The following is a 21015-nucleotide window of genomic DNA, read 5'->3' as shown; positions in this document are numbered from 1 at the left end:
GGGGACATCAGTGGAAGCTCTCCACCCCTCGGTCACCCATTGCCGAGTTCGTCGTCGAGGAAGGCGAACATCTCGTCGTCCGACAGGTTGTCCATGTCGAGCGCCGTCGCCTTCTCCGGGTCGTCCACGTCCAGTTGCTGCGGTGCGGCGCCCGCCGCGGCGAGCGCCGACCAGCGTGTGCGCAGGACGTCGAGGCGTCCCGCGATCTGCCGGTGCGCCGCGCCGTCGGCGGCCGGCTCCGGCAGTGCCGCGATCAACTGCTCGACCCGCTCCAGGGCGGCCAGCAGGCCGTCGGCCCCGGTCCGCTCGGGCTCGGGTGCGAGCAGCGTGTACAGGTGCGCGGCGACCGCCTCCGGCGTCGGGTGGTCCAGGGCCAGCGTGGCGGGCAGCCGCAGACCGGTGGCGGTGCTCAGCGCGTTGCGCAGCTCCACCGACATCAGCGAGTCGAATCCGAGGTCGCGGAAGGCCCGGGCCGGTCCCACCTCGGTGGTGCTGCCGGGCCGGTGCCCGAGCACCCGGGCGGCTTGGTCCCGCACCAGCTCCAGTACGGCCACTCGCCCTTCGTCCTCGTCGAGCGCCGCGAGCCGCGCCACGAGTCCCGAGTCGGTCGGCCGGGCCACCGACCGGCGTACCGGGACCAGGCCGTGCAGCAGCGCGGGTACGTCGGCGCCGCGGGCGCGCAGCGCGGCCACGTCGATCCGCACCGGCAGCAGGACGGGGTCGGCGGCGGAGACGGCCAGGTCGAAGAGCGCCAGACCCTCGTCGGTGCTCAGCGGCGGGAACCCGGCCGCACGCATCCGCTCGACGTCCCGTGCGCTCAGCGCGCCGGCCATGCCGTCCGCCTGCTGCCACGGCCCCCAGGCCAGGGACCGGCCCGGCAGCCCGGCGTCTCGACGGTGCCGCACGAGGGCGTCGAGGAAGCCGTTCGCGGCGGCGTACGCACCCTGGCCGGCGTTGCCGAAGGTGCCGGCCGCCGAGGAGAACACCGTGAACGATCGTACGTCCGGCAGCAGTTCGTGCAGATGCCAGGCGGCGTCGGCCTTGGGCCGCAGGACCGCGGCGACCCGCTCGGGCGTCAGATGCGCGGCGGTCGCGTCGTCGAGTACGCCGGCCGCGTGCACGACATGACCGACCCGGTGCCCGGCGAGGGCGGTCCCGAGGGCGTCCCGGTCCGCGACATCGCAGGCCACCGCCTCGACGCGGGCACCCTGCCCGGTCAGCTCGGCGACGAGATCCGCGGCGCCGGGCGCCTCGGCCCCGCGCCGGGACAGCAGAAGCAGATCGCGTACGCCGTGCCGGGCGACAAGATGGCGGGCGAGGAGGGCACCGAGGCCGCCGGTGCCACCGGTGATGAGCACGGCTCCGCCGCGGCCGAGGGATACGCCGGCTTCCGGCTGGCCGTCGGGGCCGCCGGAACCATCGGGGCCGCCGGAACCGTGAGAGCCGCCGGAACCATCGGGGCCGCCGGAACCGTGAGAGCCGCCGGAACCATCGGGGCCGCCGGAACCGTGAGAGCCGCCGGAACCATCGGGGCCGCCGGAACCGTGAGAGCCGCCGGAACTATCGGGGCCGCGGGAACCGTGAGAGCCGTCGGAACCGTCGGAGCCCTTGGAGCCGTCGATGGACGCTCGCTCCAACCGTGGGACCAGCACCTCGCCGTCCACCACGGCCACTTCCGGCTCGGTGACACTCAACGCACGGGCCAGGCCGGCCGGATCCCCGGGCACGTCGAGCAGGCCGATCCGGCCGGGATGCTCGCTCTGCGCCGACCGCAGCAGCCCCCACGCCGCGGCGGCACCCGGCTCCGCCCCGGTGGTGGCCCCGCGCTCCAGGACGACGAGCCGTGCCCCGGCGAGGCGTTCGTCGTCCAGCCAGGTCCGGGCGAGGGAAAGCGCCGCACGCGCGTGTGCATGGGCGGAGTCGGCCGGATCGGTGCCGGTCTCGCGCAGCGGAGCGAGCACGAGGCCGTGATGCGCCGCTACGGCGGCGAGATCGTCGTACGCCACCGCCTTGACCCCGGCCGTGGCCAGCTCACCGGCGAGATCCTCGGACAGCTCTCCAAGTACGGCGATCTCGGCGGGCAGGTCGGCGGGCATGCCGGTGGTGAGCTCGCCGACCGGTGTCCACACCGTCCGCAACAACACGTCCGGCGCGGCGGCGGACCCGGCACCGGCCATCTGTTCGCCGTCGACGGGCCGTACGGTCAACCCGCCGACGCTGAGGACCGCCCCGCCCCCGGTGTCGGCGACCGCGATACGCACGGTCCGCTCCCCCGTCCGCTCCAGCCGCGCCCGCACGGTCCCGGCACCGGAGGCGAACAGGGCCACGTCCTCCCAGGAGAAGGGGAGCGCCGCACCGTCACCGCCGCCCGCGCCCGTGAAGCCGGCCGCGTGCAGTACGGCGTCGAGGAGGGCCGGGTGAACCCCGTATCCGCGGGTATCCGTGGCCGTATCGATGCCGGTGTCCCCGTCTGTGTCCGCGTCCAACGACACCTCCGCGAACACCTCGTCGCCCCGCCGCCAGGCTCGGCGCAGTGCGCGGAACGACGGCCCGTAGTCGAAGCCGGCGTCCGCCAACATGTCGTAGTGGGAGGCGAGTTCGATGGCCTCAGCGCCCTCCGGAGGCCACACGTCCGTACCCAGAGCCACCCCCTCGGCAAGGGCGTGGGTGAGCACACCGTGCGCGTACGCCGTCCAGGGAGCGTCGACGCCGGCCCGCTCGGGCCGTCCGTGCAGCGCGAAAGTGCGCCGCCCGTCGTCGTCTGCGCCATCGACGCGCACCTGCAATCTGACGGGTGCGCCGTCGTCGGGCAGCACGAGAGGGGCGACCGTGGTCAGTTCCTCGATACGCCCGGCTCCGACTTCGTCACCGGCCCGGATCAGGAGGTCGACCAGGGCCGCGCCGGGCACCAGGGTGCGTCCGAGCACCGTGTGGTCGGCGAGCCAGGGCTGCGCCTGCGGCGACATGAGGCCGGTGAACACCGCGCCGCCGCCGTCCGCGAGCAGCATCGCCGCGTCGAGCACGGGGTGCCCGGCCGGCACGAGCCCGACGGAGCGCACATCACCGCCGCCCAGCCCGGTTCGCGACTCCGGCCAGAAGCGCTGCCGCTGGAAGGGGTAGGTGGGGAGTTCGTCGGTGAGTCGGGCGCCGGTACCGGCGAAGTACTCCGCCCAGTCGACGGGTACACCGTCCACGAAGAGCCGGCCCAACGCGACAGCCAGCGCCTCTTCCTCGGAACGGTTCTTGCGCAGCGTCGGGACGACGAGAGCGCCCTGGGGGGCGGTCTGCTCGATGAGGGCGGTGAGGGTGCCGTCGGGGCCGATCTCCAGGAAGCGCGTCACACCCTGGTCGGTGAGGGTGTGGATGCCGTCGGCGAAGCGGACGGTCTCGCGGACGTGCTGGACCCAGTAGTCGGCCGTGTCCGGGGTGGTGAGTGTGCCGGTGAGGTTCGAGACGAGCGGGATGCGCGGCTCGGCGAAGTGGAGACCGGCGATCGCGGTGCGGAAGTCCTCCAGCATCGGATCCATGAGCGGGGAGTGGAAGGCATGCGAGACCCGCAGACGGCTGGTACGGCGGCCGGGCAGGGCGGCGGCGACCGCGAGAACGGCCTCCTCGGTGCCGGAGAGCACGATCGAGGTCGGGCCGTTGACCGCCGCGACGCTCACGTGGTCGGTGAGGTGCGGGATCACCTCGTCCTCGGCGGCCTCGACCGCGAGCATGAGCCCGCCCTCGGGAAGTGCCTGCATCAGCCGGGCACGTGCCGACACCAGCGTGCACGCGTCCGCGAGCGACAGCACACCCGCGACATGCGCGGCGGCTATCTCACCGACGGAGTGACCGGTCACGAAGTCCGGCCGCACCCCTAGGGATTCGGCCAGCCGGTACAGGGCCACCTCGACGGCGAAGAGCGCGGGCTGGGTGAACTCCGTGCGATTCAGGGCCTCCTCGTCCTCACCCCAGATCACCTCGCGCATGGCAGGGTCGAGCCCGGCAAGGACCTCGTCCAGCGCCCGGGCGAACACCGGGAAACAGTCGTACAGTTCACGACCCATACCGAGACGCTGAGCGCCCTGACCGGAGAACACGAACGCGAGCGGACCCTCGGCCACCACTCCCCTCGCCGCCTCCGTGACGCCCCCCGCCGACGCCAGCAACACCGCCCGGTGAGCGAAGGAAGCCCTGCCGGTCGCTGCCGTGAAACCGATGTTCACCGACGGCTCGCTTGGCTGGAGTTGCCGTATTCGGGCGTCCAGTGCCGCTTCCGAACGTGCCGTGACGACCAACGGGACTGTGCGCTCACTGCCGTCGGCGGCAGGCTCTTGCTCGGGGCCGGCTTCGAGGATGACGTGGGCGTTGGTGCCGCTGAGGCCGAAGGAGGAAACGGCGGCCCGGCGCGGGCGTTCGTTGTCCGGCCAAGCCACAGGCTCGCGGACCAGCTCAACGGCACCCGCCGACCAGTCCACATGCGAGGACGGCGCATCCACGTGCAGGGTACGCGGGACGACACCATGCCGCATCGCCAGCACACTCTTGATCACACCGGCGACACCCGCAGCGGCCTGCGTGTGCCCCAGATTCGACTTCACCGAGCCGAGCAGCAACGGCCGTTCACGATCCTGGCCATACGTCGCCAGCAGCGCCTGCGCCTCGATCGGGTCACCCAACGTCGTGCCCGTACCGTGCGCCTCGACCGCATCCACCTCGGCGGCGGACAACCCGGCCGATGCCAACGCCTGTCGAATCACCCGCTGCTGCGACGGACCATTCGGCGCAGTCAGCCCATTCGACGCACCATCCTGATTCACCGCACTACCCCGCACCACGGCGAGAATCCGATGCCCGTTGCGCACCGCGTCCGACTGCCGCTCCAGCAGCAGCACGCCCACGCCCTCCGCCCAGCCAACACCATCAGCCGAATCGGAGAACGCCTTGCACCGACCGTCCGCCGCCAACCCACCCTGCCGCGAGAACTCCACAAACGTCGTCGGCGTCGACATCACCGTCACACCACCGGCCACCGCCAGCGAACACTCACCACCACGCAACGCCTGCGCCGCCAGATGCAGAGCCACCAACGACGACGAACATGCCGTGTCGATCGTCACCGTCGGTCCTTCGAGGCCAAGCGCATAGGCGACACGGCCCGAAGCGATGCTCGGCGCGCTGCCATTGCCCCGGAAAGCCTCGAACTCCTCCCCCGGCAACAGCTCCCGATAGTCGTTGTACATCACGCCCGCGAAGACACCGGTCTGGCTGCCGCGCAGCGAGGTCGGGTCGATACCCGCCCGCTCGATCGCCTCCCACACCGACTCCAGCAGCAACCGCTGCTGCGCATCCGTCGCCAACGCCTCACGCGGACTCATCCCGAAGAACTCGGGATCGAACCCGGCGACGTCGGACAGGAAGCCACCGGCCCGGGTCGAGGAGGTGCCGGTGTGCTGCGGGTCGGGGTGGTAGAGCCGCTCCAGGTCCCAGCCACGGTCCGACGGGAACTCCCCGACCGCGTCACCGCCCTCCGAGACCAGCCGCCACAGGTCCTCCGGCGACGACACGCCGCCGGGGTAGCGGCACGCCATCCCCACGATCACGACCGGATCGTCGGCGAGGGGCATCCCGGTGGGAATCACCCGCGGTGCCGTCTCGGCGCCCGCAAGTTGTTCATGCAGATGAGCGGCCAGCTTCTCGGCCGACGGGTGGTCGAAGACCAGGGTGGCGGGCAGCCGCAGACCCGTCGCAGCGGCGAGGCCGTTGCGCAGTTCCACCGCCGTCAGCGAGTCGAAGCCCAGGTCTCGGAAGGGACGTCGGGGTTCGATGGAGCCGGCGCCGGAGTCGGTGTCGTCGTGGCCGAGGACTGCTGCGGCGCGGGCGCGCACCACGGTGAGGAGCAGGGCCCGCTGTTCCTCTGCGGTCCTCCCGGCGAGGCGGCGCACGAGGTCACCCTCGCCGGCGGCGGTCGTACGGCCCCGGAACAGGCCCCTCAGGAGCGGCGGGACGTCGGCGCGCGACCGCAGGGCCGGGTGGTCGAGCCGTACGGGCAGCAGGACCGAGGCGGCTGGATCGGCCGTTGCCGCGTCGAACAGGGCCAGGCCCTCCTCGACGGTGAGCGGCCGGAAGCCGGATCGTGTCAGGCGTTCGTGGGCGGCGTGGTCGAGTTCGCCGGTCATTCCGTCGGTCATCGCCCAGGGCCCGTAGGCGAGGGAGGTCGCGGGCAGGCCCAGGGCACGGCGGTGCGCGGCGAGGCCGTCCAGGTGGGCGTTGGCGGCGGCGTAGTTGGCCTGGCCGGTACCTCCGAAGGCGCCGGCCGCAGAGGAGAGCAGGACGAACGCCCGGGCGTCCGGGAGGAGTTCGTGCAGATGCCGGGCGGCGTCGGCCTTGGGGTGGAGGACTGCGGAGAGGCGCTCAGGGGTGAGCGCGGTGAGGACGCCGTCGTCGAGGACGCCGGCCGTGTGGACCACGGCGCCGATGGTGCGGCCGGTGAGCAGGTCCGCCAGCGCGTCGCGGTCGGACACGTCGCAGGCGGCGATCTCCACGTGGGCACCGAACTCCGTGAGTTCGGCGCGCAGTTCGGCGGCGCCCGGGGCGTTCGTCCCTCGCCGGGACACCAGCAGCAGGTCGCGTGCTCCGTGGTGGGTGACGAGATGGCGTGCCAGGGCCGCGCCGATGCCGCCGGTGCCGCCCGTGATGAGCACGCTGCCCGGGCCCGTCCAGATGTCTCGCTCGTCGTCCGGTGTTGCGGGCTCGTGACGGGTCAGGCGGGGTGCGAGCAGGTCTGTGCCGCGTGTGACGATCTCCGTCTCGCCTGTCTCGTAGGCACTCAGTAGCCGTGCCGGGGAGGGGAGTTGGGACTCGCTGGGGTCGCGGGTGAGCAGGGCCAGGCGGCCGGGGTGTTCGTTCGCCGCCGAGCGGGTCAGACCCCGGACGGCTTCGAGGACCGGGGATTCCTCGTCGACGGTCACGACGACCAGGCGGGACGTCGTGAACTGGCTGGCGGCGAGCCATGTGTGGAGGAGGTCGAGGGTGTGGCGGAGTGTGGTGTGCAGTTCCCCGGCGGTGATCTCCGTGAGGACGAGATCCGGCGCCGCCGTGTTGGGGTCGGGGGCGGCGTCCAGGACGCGCAGGATCTCGGCGTCCTGTGGCGCCCAGGCCGGGGCGGAGTCCGTGGTGAGTACGGCGAGACGAGGAGCCGTCGACGCTTCGGGGTACGCCACCGGCGCCAAGGCACGTCGGTACAGGGCGTTGGGGGCCGTCGTGCCGCTGGTCGGGGACGGCGGTCGGGTGACCAGCGAACCCACGGATGCCACCGGTGTGCCCGAGGGGTCGGTGACCGTGAGGCGCACAGCGTCCGTGGCGGCGCCCGTACCCATGTCCGTACTCGTGTCCGCGTCGCGGACGATGTGGGCGCGCAGCGCACGTGCACCCGTGCGGCTGCCGTGCAGATACAGGTCCACGTCACGCCAGGCGAACGGGAGCCCCGGCGTGCCCCCGGTGAACGCGGCGGCGTGCAGGAGGGAGTCGAACAGGGCGGGGTGCAGGAGGAAGCCGTCGGTGTCGGTGTCGTCGGGGAGGGCGGCCTCGGCGAACACCTCGGTTCCGCGCCGCCAGACGGCGGTGAGCACGCCGAACGGCGGGCCGTAGGTGAGGCCCGTGTCGGCCAGTTCGGCGTAGAAGGCGTCGAGATCGACCTCCTCCGTGCCGGCCGGCGGCCACGAGGCGGCCGCTTCGGTTCCCGGCTCAAGGCCGGGTGCGACGGTGGTGTCGGCGGCGAGCAGGCCGACGGCATGGCGCAGCCAGGGCGCGTCGGGGTCGCCGTCGTGCCGGGAGGAGACGGTGACGGGGCGCAGGCCGGCGTCGTCGGGTTCGGCGACCGACACCTGAAGGGTCAGGGCATCGCTGTCGGGCAGCACCAGTGGCTGTGCGAGGGTGAGTTCGGCGATGTGCCCGTGGCCGAGTTCGGCGCCGGCTCGGGCGACGAGTTCGGCGAGGGCCGTGCCGGGCAGGACGACCCGGCCGGCGACGCGATGCCCCGTCGTCCAGGGATGGGTCGCCGTGGAGACGCGGCCGGTGAACAGGGCGGCGTCACTGTCGGCGAGGCGGACCGCCGCTCCCAGCAGCGGATGGTGCACGGCCGTGAGTCCGGAGCCGCGGACGTCACCGCGGAGGGTTGTGGCGGTCGGCCAGTAGTGGCGGTGCTGGAAGGGGTATCCGGGCAGTCGGGTGCGGATGGCGCCCGTCCCGGCGAAGAGCTCGGGCCAGTCGACGGGCACACCGGTCGTGAACAGCCGGGCCAGCGCGGTGACCAGCGTGCTCTCCTCGGGCCTGCCCGACCGCAGCACCGGCACGGCGAAGGCGATGGCATCCGATTCGGCCTCGGGGTCCAGGTCCGTGTCGGCGCCCTCGGACAGGATCGACTCGACGAGCGCCGAGAGAGCGGCGGTGGGGCCGACCTCGACATAGGTCCGTACCCCGGTGCCGGCCATGGCGCGGACGGCGTCGGCGAAGCGGACGGTGTCGCGCACCTGCCGTACCCAGTGGCCTGGGTCGGTCAACTCGTCCTCCCCGACGGCGGTTCCGGTGAGGGCGGACACGACGGGCAGGCATGGCGCCCGGAACTCCAGGGTGTCGAGTACGGCACGGAAGTCGGACAGCATCGGGTCCATGTGCGCCGAGTGGAAGGCGTGGCTGACCGGGAGGCGGGTGGCGCGCCGGCCGGGGAGCGCGGCGAGGGTCGCCTCGACGGCGCCGGGGTCGCCGGAGACGACCACGGCGGCGGGTCCGTTGACGGCGGCGAGGGACGCCCCGGCGGCGAGGTGGGGGCGTACGTCGTCCTCGCCGGCCTCGACGGCGACCATGACACCGCCCTGCGGCAGGGCCTCCATCAACGTGGCCCGGGCCGTGACCAGGCGGCAGGCGTCGGACAGCGTCAGCACTCCGGCGACGTGCGCCGCGGCGATCTCACCGACGGAGTGCCCGGCCACGACGTCGGGGCGCAGGCCGAGGGACTCCAGCAGCCGGTACAGGGCGACCTCGACGGCGAACAGGGCGGGCTGGGCGGCGCCGGTCCGATTCAGCGCCGCCTCGTCGGTGCCCCACAACACGCCGCTCAGACCTGGGTCGAGCAGCTCCAGCGTCTCGTCCACGGCGGCGCGGAAGACCGGGAAGCGGTCGTACAACTCGCGTCCCATGCCGAGGCGTTGGGCGCCCTGACCGGAGAAGAGGAAGGCCGTCGGGCCGGGTTCGGCGGCGATGCCCCGGGCGATCTCGACCGGGCCGCCGGTGTCCGTGGCGAGGGCCACGGCGCGGTGCGGGAAGGCGGTGCGGGCGGTGGCCGCGAGGGTGAAGCCGACGTCCAGGATGTCGTCGCGGTGGGCGATCCGGGCCTTTCGGGCGTCGAGAGCGGCGGGGGTGCGGGCCGACATCACCCAGGGAACCACGGCCGGTGTCACGGCGGCGGGCTCCCGTTCGGGCTCGGGCGACTGAGGCGCGGCGGCCTCCAGGATGAGGTGGGCGTTGGTGCCGCTGACGCCGAAGGAGGAGACGGCTGCCCGGCGCGGCCGGTCCACCTCCGGCCACAAGGTGTCCGCACGCACCGGGCGCACGGCGCCCGTCTCCCAGTCCACGTGCGTGGACGGCGTGTCGGCGTGCAGGGTGCGCGGCACGATCCCGTGCCGCAGGGCCAACACCGTCTTGATGACTCCGGCGACTCCGGCGGCGGCCTGGGTGTGCCCGATGTTGGACTTCACCGAGCCCAGCAGCAGGGGTTGCGCGCGGTCCTGTCCGTACGTCGCGAGCAGGGCCTGCGCCTCGATGGGGTCGCCGAGCCGGGTTCCGGTGCCGTGGCCCTCGACGGCGTCCACGTCGCTCGGGTCGAGCCCGGCGGCGGCCAGCGCCTGGCGGATGACGCGCTGTTGAGCGGGGCCGTTGGGTGCGGTCAGGCCGTTCGAGGCGCCGTCCTGGTTGACGGCGGAGCCGCGCAGGACCGCCAGCACGGGGTGCCCGTTGCGGCGGGCGTCGGACAGTCGCTCCAGCACGACCAGGCCGACGCCCTCGCCCCAGCCGACGCCGTCGGCCGTGTCGGAGTACGCCTTGCAGCGGCCGTCGGCGGCGAGGCCGCCCTGGCGGTCGAACTCGACGTAGGTCGAGGGGGTCGCCATCACCGTCACGCCGCCTGCCAGGGCGAGGGTGCACTCGCCGCCGCGCAGCGCCTGGGCGGCCAGATGCAGGGCCACGAGCGAGGAGGAGCAGGCGGTGTCGACGGTGACGGCCGGCCCTTCCAGGCCGAGGGTGTACGCCACCCGCCCGGAGGCCACGCTGTGGGCACTGCCGGCGCCGCGCAGGCCCGCGTACCGCTCGTCGGTGAGGAGCGTGCCGTAGTCGCCGTACATGACGCCGGCGAAGACTCCGGTACGGCTGCCGCGCAGCGTCACCGGGTCGATCCCGGCGTCCTCGACGGCCTGCCAGGAGACCTCCAGGAGCAGCCGCTGCTGCGCGTCCGTGGCGAGTGCCTCGCGCGGGCTCATTCCGAAGAACTCGGCGTCGAAGTCGCCCGCACGACCGAGGAATCCGCCGCGCCTGGTCTCCTCCCAGCCGCGCTCCGCGGGTACGTCGCCGATCGCGTCGACGCCGTCGGTCACCAGCCGCCACAGGTCGTCCGGGGAGGCGACGTCGCCGGGGAAGCGGCAGGCCATGCCGACGATCGCCACGAGGTCGTCGTCGGTGGCGGCCCGCCGGGCGTCCGCCTCGGCCGTGTCCCCGCCGGGGACCGGGCCGCCGGTCAGCAGCTCGTGCAGATGCGCGGCGAGGTCGGCGGCGGTCGGGTGGTCGAAGACGAGGGTCGCGGACAGTCGCATGCCGGTTGCGGCGGCGAGGCCGTTGCGCAGCTCGATGGCCGTGAGGGAGTCGAATCCCAGCTCGCGGAAGGGCCGCCGGGAATCCACGGCGTCGGCGCGGCGGTGCCCGAGGACGCGGGCGACCTGCCCGCGCACCAGACCGAGCAGCTCGCGCCACTGCTCCTCGGGCCCGAGCCGCCCCAGTGTGGCCGCGAGACCCACGTCACCGGCGGTGGGCGACGCGGTGGTACGGCGCCGGTCGAGAACACGGTCCCGGACTCGGTCTCGCACGAGTCCGCGAAGTACGGCCGGTGCGTCGGGTCCGGCTTGGGCCAGTGCCTGGGTGTCGAGGCTCAGGGGCAGCACGACGGGTTCGTCGTGGGTCAGGGCGGCGTCGAAGAGGGCGAGCCCGGTCGCCGTGGACAGGGGCAGCAGCCCGGTGCGTGCCATGCGGGCCCGGTCGGCGTCGGTGAGCTGCCGGGTCATTCCGGCGGCGGCCTCCCACGGGCCCCAGGCAAGCGACAGCCCCGGCAGCCCCGCGCCGCGCCGCTCGCGCATCAGCGCGTCCAGGGCGGCGTTGGCGGCGGCGTAGTTGCCCTGGCCGGCGCTTCCGAGCACCCCTGCGGCCGACGAGAACACGACGAACGGCACATGGGCGTCGACGAGTTCGTGCAGGTGCCGGGCGGCCTCCACCTTCGGCCGCAGTACGGCCGAAACCCGCTCCTCGGTCAGCGCGGTGACCACGCCGTCGTCGAGGATCCCGGCCGCGTGCACCACACCGCCGACGGTCCGCACGGCCAGCAGCGCCGCCAGCGCGGCACGGTCGGCCACGTCACACGCCACGGCCTCGGCACGGGCACCGGCCTCCGTCAGCTCGGCGACCAGGTCCGCGGCCCCCGGCGCGTCCGGACCTCGGCGCGAGACCAGCAGCAGATCCCGCACTCCGTGCCGGGCGACGAGATGCCGTGCCACGGCAGCACCGAGCCCCCCGGTGCCACCGGTGAGCAGAACACTGCCCTCGCCCCAAGCCGGTGCCTGCCTCTCACCGGCCGGCCCCCGCAACCGCCCCAGCCGGGGCACCAGAACCTCCTCGCCCCGCACAGCGACCTCGGGCTCGGTCCCGTCGCCGAGCAAGCCTAGTGCGGTACGCAGCGCCTGCGGAGCCGGATCGGTGAGGGCGAGCACGGCCAGCCGGCCGGGGTGCTCGGCGGCGGCAGACCTCAACAGCCCACGCAGCGCGGCCCCGGCGGGATCGACGCCGTCCCGGGTGACCAGGACCACGCGGCGCTCGGACTGCTCGGCCAGGGCGCCCTGCAACAGCGCCAGCGCGTCGCCGACGGCAGTCCGCACCTCCCGCGCGGGCGGCGGCAGTACCAGGACCTCGGCCTCCGCGCCGTCCTCCTCCGAAACGAGGCCCGCCTCGCGCAACACCGCGGCGAACGTGCCGTCGCCGTCCCCGGAGACGCACACCGCACCGGGGTCGCGGGCCACGTCCACGGCCGGCCTGACCCACTCGACCCGGTAGAGCGGTCCGGGCGCGCCTCCCTCGGCCAACTGCCCCGCCGTGACGGCACGGACAGCGAGCGCGTCGGCACCGGCCACGGGCTGTCCCGCCGAGTCGGCGAGGGTCACCCGCACACGGTCCGGCGGGAGAAGCGACAACCGGCCCCGCACCGCCGCGGCCCCTTCGGCGTACAGCGCGACACCCTCCCACGAGAACGGCACCACACCGTCCCCCACGAGCAGCGAAGTACCGTGCAGAGCTGCGTCGAACAGGGCGGGATGCAGTACGAAACCACCCGGCTCCGTACCTTCGGGCAGCTCGGCCTCGACAAAGATCTCGTCACCACGCCGCCAGGCGGCACGCAACCCCCGGAAGGCGGGCCCGTACCCGAACCCGGTCAACGCCCGGTCGGCGTAGAAGGAGTCGAGTTCGACCGGCTCGGCGCCGGCCGGTGGCCACACCGCCAACTCCGGCTCGGACGCGGGTACTTCCTCCCCACCCTCCAACAGCCCGGACGCGTTGACGGTCCAAGACGCCCCCGGATCGGCTTCCGGACACGACTGCGCGGTCACCGGCCGCCGCCCGTCCGCGTCGGCCGGGCCGACGGTCACCTGAAGGCGTACGGCCCCCTCGTCGGGCACGATCAGCGGCGTGCCCAGCGTCAGCTCGGCGAGGCGTCGGCAGTCGTACTCCTCACCGGCCCGCAGGGCGAGTTCGGCGAGTGCGGCGCCGGGCAGCAACGAGCGGCCATGGACCGTGTGGTCGGCGAGCCACGGGTGCGCGGCGAGCGACAGCCGACCCGTCAGAACGATGCCGTCCGAACCGGCCGGCGGCACGGCTGCGCCGAGCAGCGGATGCCCAACGGGCTCCAGCCCCAGGGCGATGGCGTCCTTAACCGACAGCGAGCGCTCCGGCCAGAAGCGCCGACGCTGGAAGGGGTAGGTCGGGACGACCTCAGGCAGTCCGATTCCGGTTCCGTTTGCGGCGAAGAGGGCAGCCCAGTCCACCGGAACGCCGTTCGTAAAGAGCCGGGACAGCGCCGTGAGAGCGGCTTCCTCTTCGGAACGGTTCTTGCGGAGCGTCGGGACGACGAGAGCGTCCTGGGGGGCGGTCTGCTCGATGAGGGCGGTGAGGGTGCCGTCGGGGCCGATCTCCAGGAAGCGCGTCACGCCCTGGTCGGTGAGGGTGTGGATGCCGTCGGCGAAGCGGACGGTCTCGCGGACGTGCTGGACCCAGTAGTCGGCCGTGTTCGGGGTGGTGAGGGTGCCGGTGAGGTTCGAGACGAGCGGGATGCGCGGCTCGGCGAAGTGGAGACCGGCGATCGCGGCGCGGAAGTCCTCCAGCATCGGATCCATGAGCGGGGAGTGGAAGGCGTGCGAGACCCGTAGGCGGCTGGTACGGCGGCCGGGCAGGGCGGCGGCGACCGCGAGAACAGCCTCCTCCGTGCCCGAAAGCACCACCGAGGACGGCCCGTTGACCGCCGCGATGGACACACCGTCGACGAGGTGAGCAGCGACTTCGCCCTCACCCGCCTCCACGGCCAGCATGAGCCCACCCTCGGGAAGGGCCTGCATCAGCCGGGCACGTGCCGACACCAGCGTGCACGCATCCGCGAGCGAGAACACGCCCGCGACATGCGCGGCGGCTATCTCCCCGACGGAGTGACCGGTCACGAAGTCCGGCCGCACCCCTAGGGATTCGGCCAGCCGGTACAGGGCCACCTCGACGGCGAAGAGCGCGGGCTGGGTGAACTCCGTGCGGTTCAGGGCCTCCTCGTCCTCGCCCCAGATCACCTCGCGCATGGCAGGGTCGAGCTGGGCAAGGACCTCGTCCAGGGCCCGGGCAAACACCGGGAATCGGTCGTACAGTTCACGACCCATGCCGAGACACTGAGCGCCCTGGCCGGAGAACACGAACGCGAGCGGACCCTCGGCCACCACTCCCCTGGCCGCCTCCGTGACGCCCTCCGCCGACGCCAGCAACACCGCCCGATGCGCAAACCGGGTCCGGCCGGTCGCGAGTACCTGTCCGAGGTTGAGGGTGGAGCCCTCAATGCCGGAGCGCAGGCGGTCGAGTTGAGCGTCGAGCGCGTCGGCCGTCTTGCCGGACACGACCAAGGGGACGATCCCGGACGGGTCCGCCGTCTTCTCGACCTCCGGCTCCACCGGCCCCTGCTCAAGAATCAGATGGGCATTCGTGCCGCTGACGCCGAACGAGGACACGCCGACGCGGCGCGGACGGTCGTTGTCCGGCCAAGCCACAGGCTCGCGGACAAGCTCCACGGCACCCGCCGACCAGTCCACATGCGAGGACGGCGCATCCACGTGCAGGGTGCGCGGGACGACACCATGCCGCATCGCCAGCACACTCTTGATCACACCAGCGACACCCGCAGCGGCCTGCGTGTGACCCAGATTCGACTTCACCGAGCCGAGCAGCAACGGCCGTTCACGATCCTGGCCATACGTCGCCAGCAGCGCCTGCGCCTCGATCGGGTCACCCAACGTCGTACCCGTGCCATGCGCCTCCACGACATCGACGTCCCCGGCACCCAGCCCAGCCGACGCCAGTGCCTGCCTGATCACCCGCTGCTGCGAAGGCCCGTTCGGCGCGGTCAGCCCGTTCGACGCACCATCCTGATTGACAGCACTACCGCGGACGACCGCCAGGATCCGGTGCCCGTTACGCACCGCGTCCGACTGCCGCTCCAGCAGCAGCACACCCACACCCTCGGCCCAGCCGACACCGTCAGCCGAGTCGGAGAACGCCTTGCACCTGCCGTCGGCGGCGAGACCGCCCTGCCGGGAGAACTCCACAAACGTCGTCGGCGTCGACATCACCGTCACACCACCGGCCACCGCCAGCGAACACTCACCACCACGCAACGCCTGCGCCGCCAGATGCAGAGCCACCAGCGAAGACGAACACGCCGTATCCACGGATACCGCAGGCCCTTCAAGGCCCAGCGCATAAGCAACTCGCCCCGAAGCGATACTCGGCGCGCTGCCATTGCCCCGGAAAGCCTCGAACTCCTCCCCCGGCAACAGCTCCCGATAGTCGTTGTACATCACGCCCGCGAAGACACCCGTCCGGCTGCCGCGCAACGACGACGGATCGATGCCCGCCCGCTCGATCGCCTCCCACACCGACTCCAGCAGCAACCGCTGCTGCGCATCCGTCGCCAACGCCTCACGCGGACTCATCTCGAAGAAGTCCGCGTCGAAGTCGCCGGCGTCGTAGAGGAAGCCACCCGCCCGGGTGGAGGAAGTGCCCGGATTGTTGGGGTCGGGGTGGTAGAGGCGTTCCAGGTCCCAGCCGCGGTCCGACGGGAACTCGCCCACCGCGTCCACACCCTCCGACACCACCCGCCACAAGTCCTCCGGTGAGCGGACTCCGCCGGGGTACCGGCACGCCATCCCGACGACCACCACCGGGTCGTCGGCGTGAGTCGTCGAGGATGGCGCTACCTGTGCCGTCGTGTCCGTGGCGGTGTCCGGGAGCAGGTTCGACAGCAGGTGCTCGGCCAGCGCCCGGGGTGTGGGGTGGTCGAAGATCAGGGTGGCGGGGAGCCGCAGACCCGTCGCCGTGGCGAGGGCGTTGCGCAGTTCCACCGCCGTCAGGGAGTCGAAGCCCAGGTCGCGGAAGGCCCGGCCGGCCTCGACGCGTCGGGGGTCCTGATGGCCGAGGACGGCGGCCACGTGTTCGCGGACCAGGTCGAGGAGCGCGGCCCTGCGGTCGGCGGGTTCGAGTGAGGTGAGCCGTTGTGCGAGGGCGTCCGTCGGCGCGGTGGCGGAAGCGGCCGTGGTGAGTGTCGTACGGCCTGTCGTGGGGCGGCGGGTCGCCAGGCCGCTGAGGAGTGCGGGGACGTCGTCCCGGGTGCGCAGCGCGGCGAGGTCGATGCGGATGGGGAGGACGGTGGTGTGTCCGGTGGCGGGGGCGGCGTCGAGGAGGGCCAGCCCGTCCTCGGGGGTGAGGAAGGGGAAGCCCGAGCGGGCGAGGCGTGCCCGGTCCACGTCGGTGAGATCGCCGGTCATGGCGCTGCCCGCGACGTCCCACGGACCCCAGGCGAGGGAGAGCGCGGGCAGGCCGAGGGTGTGGCGGTGTGCGGCGAGGGCGTCGAGGAAGGCGTTGGCGGCGGCGTAGTTGGCCTGGCCCGCGCCGCCCAGGGTGCCGGCGGCGGAGGAGAACAGGACGAACGTGCCGACGCCGGGGGCGAGTTCGTGGAGGTGCCAGGCGGCGTCGGCCTTGGGCCGCAGCACGGTGTCTAGGCGTTCGGCGGTGAGGGCGCCGACCACTCCGTCGTCGACGGTACCGGCGGCGTGGACGACGGCGGTGAGGTGCTCGCCGTCCAGGAGTCGGGCGAGGGCGTCGCGGTCGCCGATGTCGCAGGCGGCGACGCGGACGCGGGCGCCGAGTTCGGTGAGGTCGGTGGTGAGCCGGTCGGCGCCGGGGGCGTCGGGGCCTCGGCGGGAGACGAGCAGGAGGTCGCGGGCGCCGTGCCGGGTGACGAGGTGGCGGGCGACGAGGGCGCCGAGGCCGCCGGTTCCGCCGGTGACCAGGACGGTGCCGGAGACTTCCCAAGTCGGCGGCTGTGCCGCGGCGCGCGGGGCTCGGACGATCCTGGGGACGCGCAGGCCCTCGGCGTCGGCGCGCACTTCGGGTTCGGCGGTGGTCAGGGCGCGGCGCAGCAGTGGGCTGTCGACGGGGCCGTCGAGGTGGAGGACGGTGATGCGGCCGGGGTTCTCGCTCTGCGCGGTGCGCAGGAGGCCGCGTGCGGCGGCGGCCGGCAGGTCGCCGGTGGCGGGGGTGGCGACGACGAGGCGGGAGTCGGTGAAGCGGGGGTCCGCGAGCCATGACCGGACGAGGCTCAGGACGTGTTCGGTGGTTGCCCGCAGGGCCCTGGGCATGGATGTGTCGTCGGTTTCGCAGGTGATGCGGGTGAGGACCACGGGGGGTGCCGTGTCGATCGCGGCGAGGTCGGGAGCGGCGGTGACGGTGGTGTCGGGAGCGCGCAGGGTGTCCGCCAGGCCGTCGGCGTCGGGCCCGATGACGACGAGGTGGAGGCCGGTGTCCGTGGTCTCGGTGAGGGTCTGCCAGTCGACGGTGAACAGGGCGTCGGGGGCGTTGCGGGAGGTCGCTGCCGCGGGGCGCGTGAGCAGGGCGTCCACCGTCAGGACCGGGTTGCCCCCGGGGTCCGTGGCCGTCAGGGTGACGGTGTCGTCGGCCAGGCGGGCGATGCGGGTGCGCAGGGCGGTGGCGCCGGAGGCGTGCAGGCGGACCCCTTCCCAAGCGAAGGGCAGGCCGCCCTCGCTGAGGGTGCCGAGGTCGCCGTGGGTGGCGGCGTGCTGGGCGGCGTCGGCCAGGGCCGGGTGGAGCAGGAAGGCGGTGGCGTCGCCGTGCGCCGCGTTCGGCAGGGTGGCCTCGGTGAAGAGTTCGGTGCCGCGTCGCCAGGCGGCGCTCAGGCCGCGGAAGACCGGCCCGAATTCGAAGCCGAGGTCGGCCAGGTGGTCGTAGCAGTCGGTGAGGTCGATGGGTTCGGCACCGGGCGGTGGCCAGGCGGTGCCGAGGTTCGGGTCCGCCGGGCTGTCCGACGCCGTGCCGAGGGATGCGTGGTCCACGCTGTCCGACGCCGTGTCGAGCCGGCCGGTGGCGTGGACGGTCCACTCGGCGTCGGGGTCGGCGGTGTCGGGGCGGGAGTGGACGGTGACGGGGCGGCGGCCGTCGGCGCCGGGTGGGCCGACGCGTACCTGGAGGTGGACGGCCTCGCGTTCGGCGATTTCGAGCGGGGCGGTGAGGGTGAGGTCGTGGACGCGGTCGCAGCCCACCTCGTCGCCGGCCCGCAGGGCGAGTTCCAGGAAGGCGCTGCCGGGCAGCAGGACGCGGCCGTGGACGACGTGGTCGGCGAGCCATGGTTGCCGGGCGGGGGTCAGGCGTCCGGTGAGGACGACGCCCTCGCCGTCGGCCAGGTCGACGGTGGCGGCCAGCAGCGGGTGACCGGACGCGCCGAGGCCGAGCCCGGCGGCGTCCCGGGCCCGGCCGGTGCCGGTGGGCCAGTAGGGCTGCCGTTCGAAGGCGGTGGTGGGCAGGTCCACGCGGCGGGCACCGGTGCCCTGGTAGAGGGCGGCCCAGTCGACGGTGCCGGCGGCGCTGGCGGTGTGCAGCCGGGCCAGGCCGGTGATCAGGGACAGTTCCTCGGGGCGGCCGGCGCGCAGGACGGGTACGGCGATCGTCTCGGGGTCGGCGAGGGTCTCGTCGGCGAGGGGGCTGAGCACACCGTCGGGGCCGAGTTCGAGATGGGCGCGCACGCCCTGGGCGGCGAGGCTGCGTACGGCGTCGGCGAACCGCACGGTGGCGACGGTGTGCCGGGTCCAGTGGTCGGGGTCGCGCAGTTCGCGGGCGGTGGCGGTGCGGCCGGTGACGGTCGAGACGACGGGCAGCCACGGGTCGTTGAAGGTGAGCCCGGCGACGACCGTGCGGAAGTCGTCGAGGACGGGCGTCATCAGCGGTGAGTGGAAGGCGTGCGAGACCGTCAGCCGGTGGGTGCGGTGCCCGGCGTCGCGCAGCTTCTCGGCGGCCGCGAGTACGGCGTCCTCGGCTCCGGAAAGGACCACGGAGGCCGGGCCGTTGACGGCGGCGAGGGCGACCTCGTCCCCGAGCAGCGGGCGCACCGCGTCCTCGGACGCCGCCACGGCGACCATGGCGCCGCCCTCGGGCAGCGCCTGCATGAGACGGCCACGGGCGGTGACGAGGGCGCAGGCGTCCTCGGCGGACAGCACTCCGGCGACGTGCGCGGCGGTGATCTCGCCGATGGAGTGCCCGGCGACGAAGCCGGGGCGCACACCCAGCGATTCGGTGAGCCGGTAGAGGGCGGCCTCGACGGCGAAGAGGGCGGGCTGGGCGTGTTCGGTGCGGTTGAGCGCGGCCTCGTCGTCGCCCCACATCACGTCCCGCAGGGCGGGGTCGAGGTGGCCGAGCAGCTCGTCCAGGGCTTCGGCGAAGACGGGGAAGCGCTCGTACAACTCGCCGCCCATGCCAAGGCGTTGGCTGCCCTGGCCGGTGAACAGGACGGCGAGTCCGCCCTCTCCGGCCGTGCCGCGGGCCAGTTCCCTCACTCCGTCCTCGTGCGGCAGGAGGACGGCGCGGTGTTCCAGGTAGCCGCGTCCGGCGGCGAGGGAGTGGCCGACGTCCAGGGCGGCCAGGTCGGCGGCGGCGGCCGTGACCCGGTGGAGCTGGGTGTCGAGGCCGGTGGCGGTGCGGGCGGAGACCGGCCACGGCGTCAGGGCCGGGGCGGGCGTGGCCTCGGGTTCCTCGGCGGGCGGGGCCTGTTCGAGGACGATGTGGGCGTTGGTGCCGCTGATGCCGAAGGAGGAGACACCGGCGCGGCGTGGGGCGTCGGTCCGCGGCCAGGGCGTGTTCGCGGTGAGGAGTCGTACGGAACCGGCGGTCCAGTCGACGTCGGGGGTCGGCTGCTCGGCGTGCAGGCTGCGCGGGAGCAGGCCGGCCCGCAAAGCCATGACGGTCTTGATGACGCCGGCGACTCCGGCGGCGCCCTGGGTGTGGCCGATGTTCGACTTCACCGAGCCCAGCAGCAGGGGCCGTTCGCGGTCCTGGCCGTAGGCGGCGAGGAGGGCCTGTGCCTCGATCGGGTCGCCCAGCGTGGTGCCCGTGCCGTGGGCCTCGACGGCGTCGATCTGGGCGGGGGTGAGACCGGCGTTGTCGAGGGCGGCGCGGATGACGCGTTGCTGTGCGGGCCCGTTGGGGGCGCTGATGCCGTTGGAGGCGCCGTCCTGGTTGAGGGCGGTGCCGCGGACCACGGCGAGCACGGGGTGGCCGTTGCGCCGGGCGTCGGAGAGGCGTTCCAGTACGAGGACGCCGGCGCCCTCGCTCCAGCCGACGCCGTCGGCCGCGGCGGAGAACGGCTTGCAGCGGCCGTCGGAGGCGAGGCCGCCCTGGGCGGTGAAGGACACGAAGGTGCCCGGGGTGCACATGACGGTGGCGCCGCAGGCGAGGGCGAGCGCGGACTCGCCGGCGCGCAGGGACTGCACGGCCCAGTGCAGGGCGACGAGGGAGGAGGAGCAGCCGGTGTCGACGGTGACGGCGGGCCCTTCCAGGCCGAGGACGTAGGAGATGCGTCCGGAGATCACGCCGGCGGCGTGGCCGGTGGTGGCGTAGACGTCCATGTTCTCGCGGGCTTCGGCGACGACCTTGCCGTAGTCCTGGATGGTGGTGCCCGCGAAGACGCCGGTGCGGCTGCCGCGCAGTGCGGTGGGGGCGATGCCGGCGCGTTCGAGGGCCTCCCAGGCGGTCTCCAGCAGGAGCCGCTGCTGCGGGTCCATGGCGAGTGCCTCGCGGGGGGCGATGCCGAAGAACCCGGGGTCGAACTCGGTCATCGCGTCCAGGAAGCCGCCCTCGTGGGCGCGGCTGCGGCCGGGTCCGTCGCCGGTGAGGCGGGCCAGGTCCCAGCCGCGGTCGGCGGGGAACGGGCCGATGGCGTCGCGGCCGTCGACGACGAGGTCCCACAGGTCTTCCGGGGAGGCGACGCCGCCGGGGTAGCGGCAGCCCATGCCGACGACGGCGATGGGTTCCACGGCCGCCGAGATCAACTGCTGGTTGTGCCGGCGCAGCCGCTCGTTCTCCTTCAGGGAGGTCCGCAGCGCCTCGACGTAGGGGTTGGGTGTGTTCAAT

The 21015-nt window shown here is 73.5% G+C and carries 1 protein-coding gene; it reads right to left on the bottom strand.

All coding sequences use genetic code 11. The annotated features are described in order from the left end of the window. Positions 1-32: 32 nt before the first annotated feature. Positions 33-21014, bottom strand: coding sequence for an SDR family NAD(P)-dependent oxidoreductase (locus tag ACZ69Q_RS06440; RefSeq protein ID WP_471037281.1), 20982 nt, complete (start codon positions 21012-21014; stop codon positions 33-35). Position 21015 lies beyond the last annotated feature (1 nt).

Source organism: Streptomyces sp. NPDC036764 (assembly GCF_055609385.1).
Note: the sequence above shows the minus strand (reverse complement) of the source record. Positions and strands in the feature narration are given on the sequence as shown.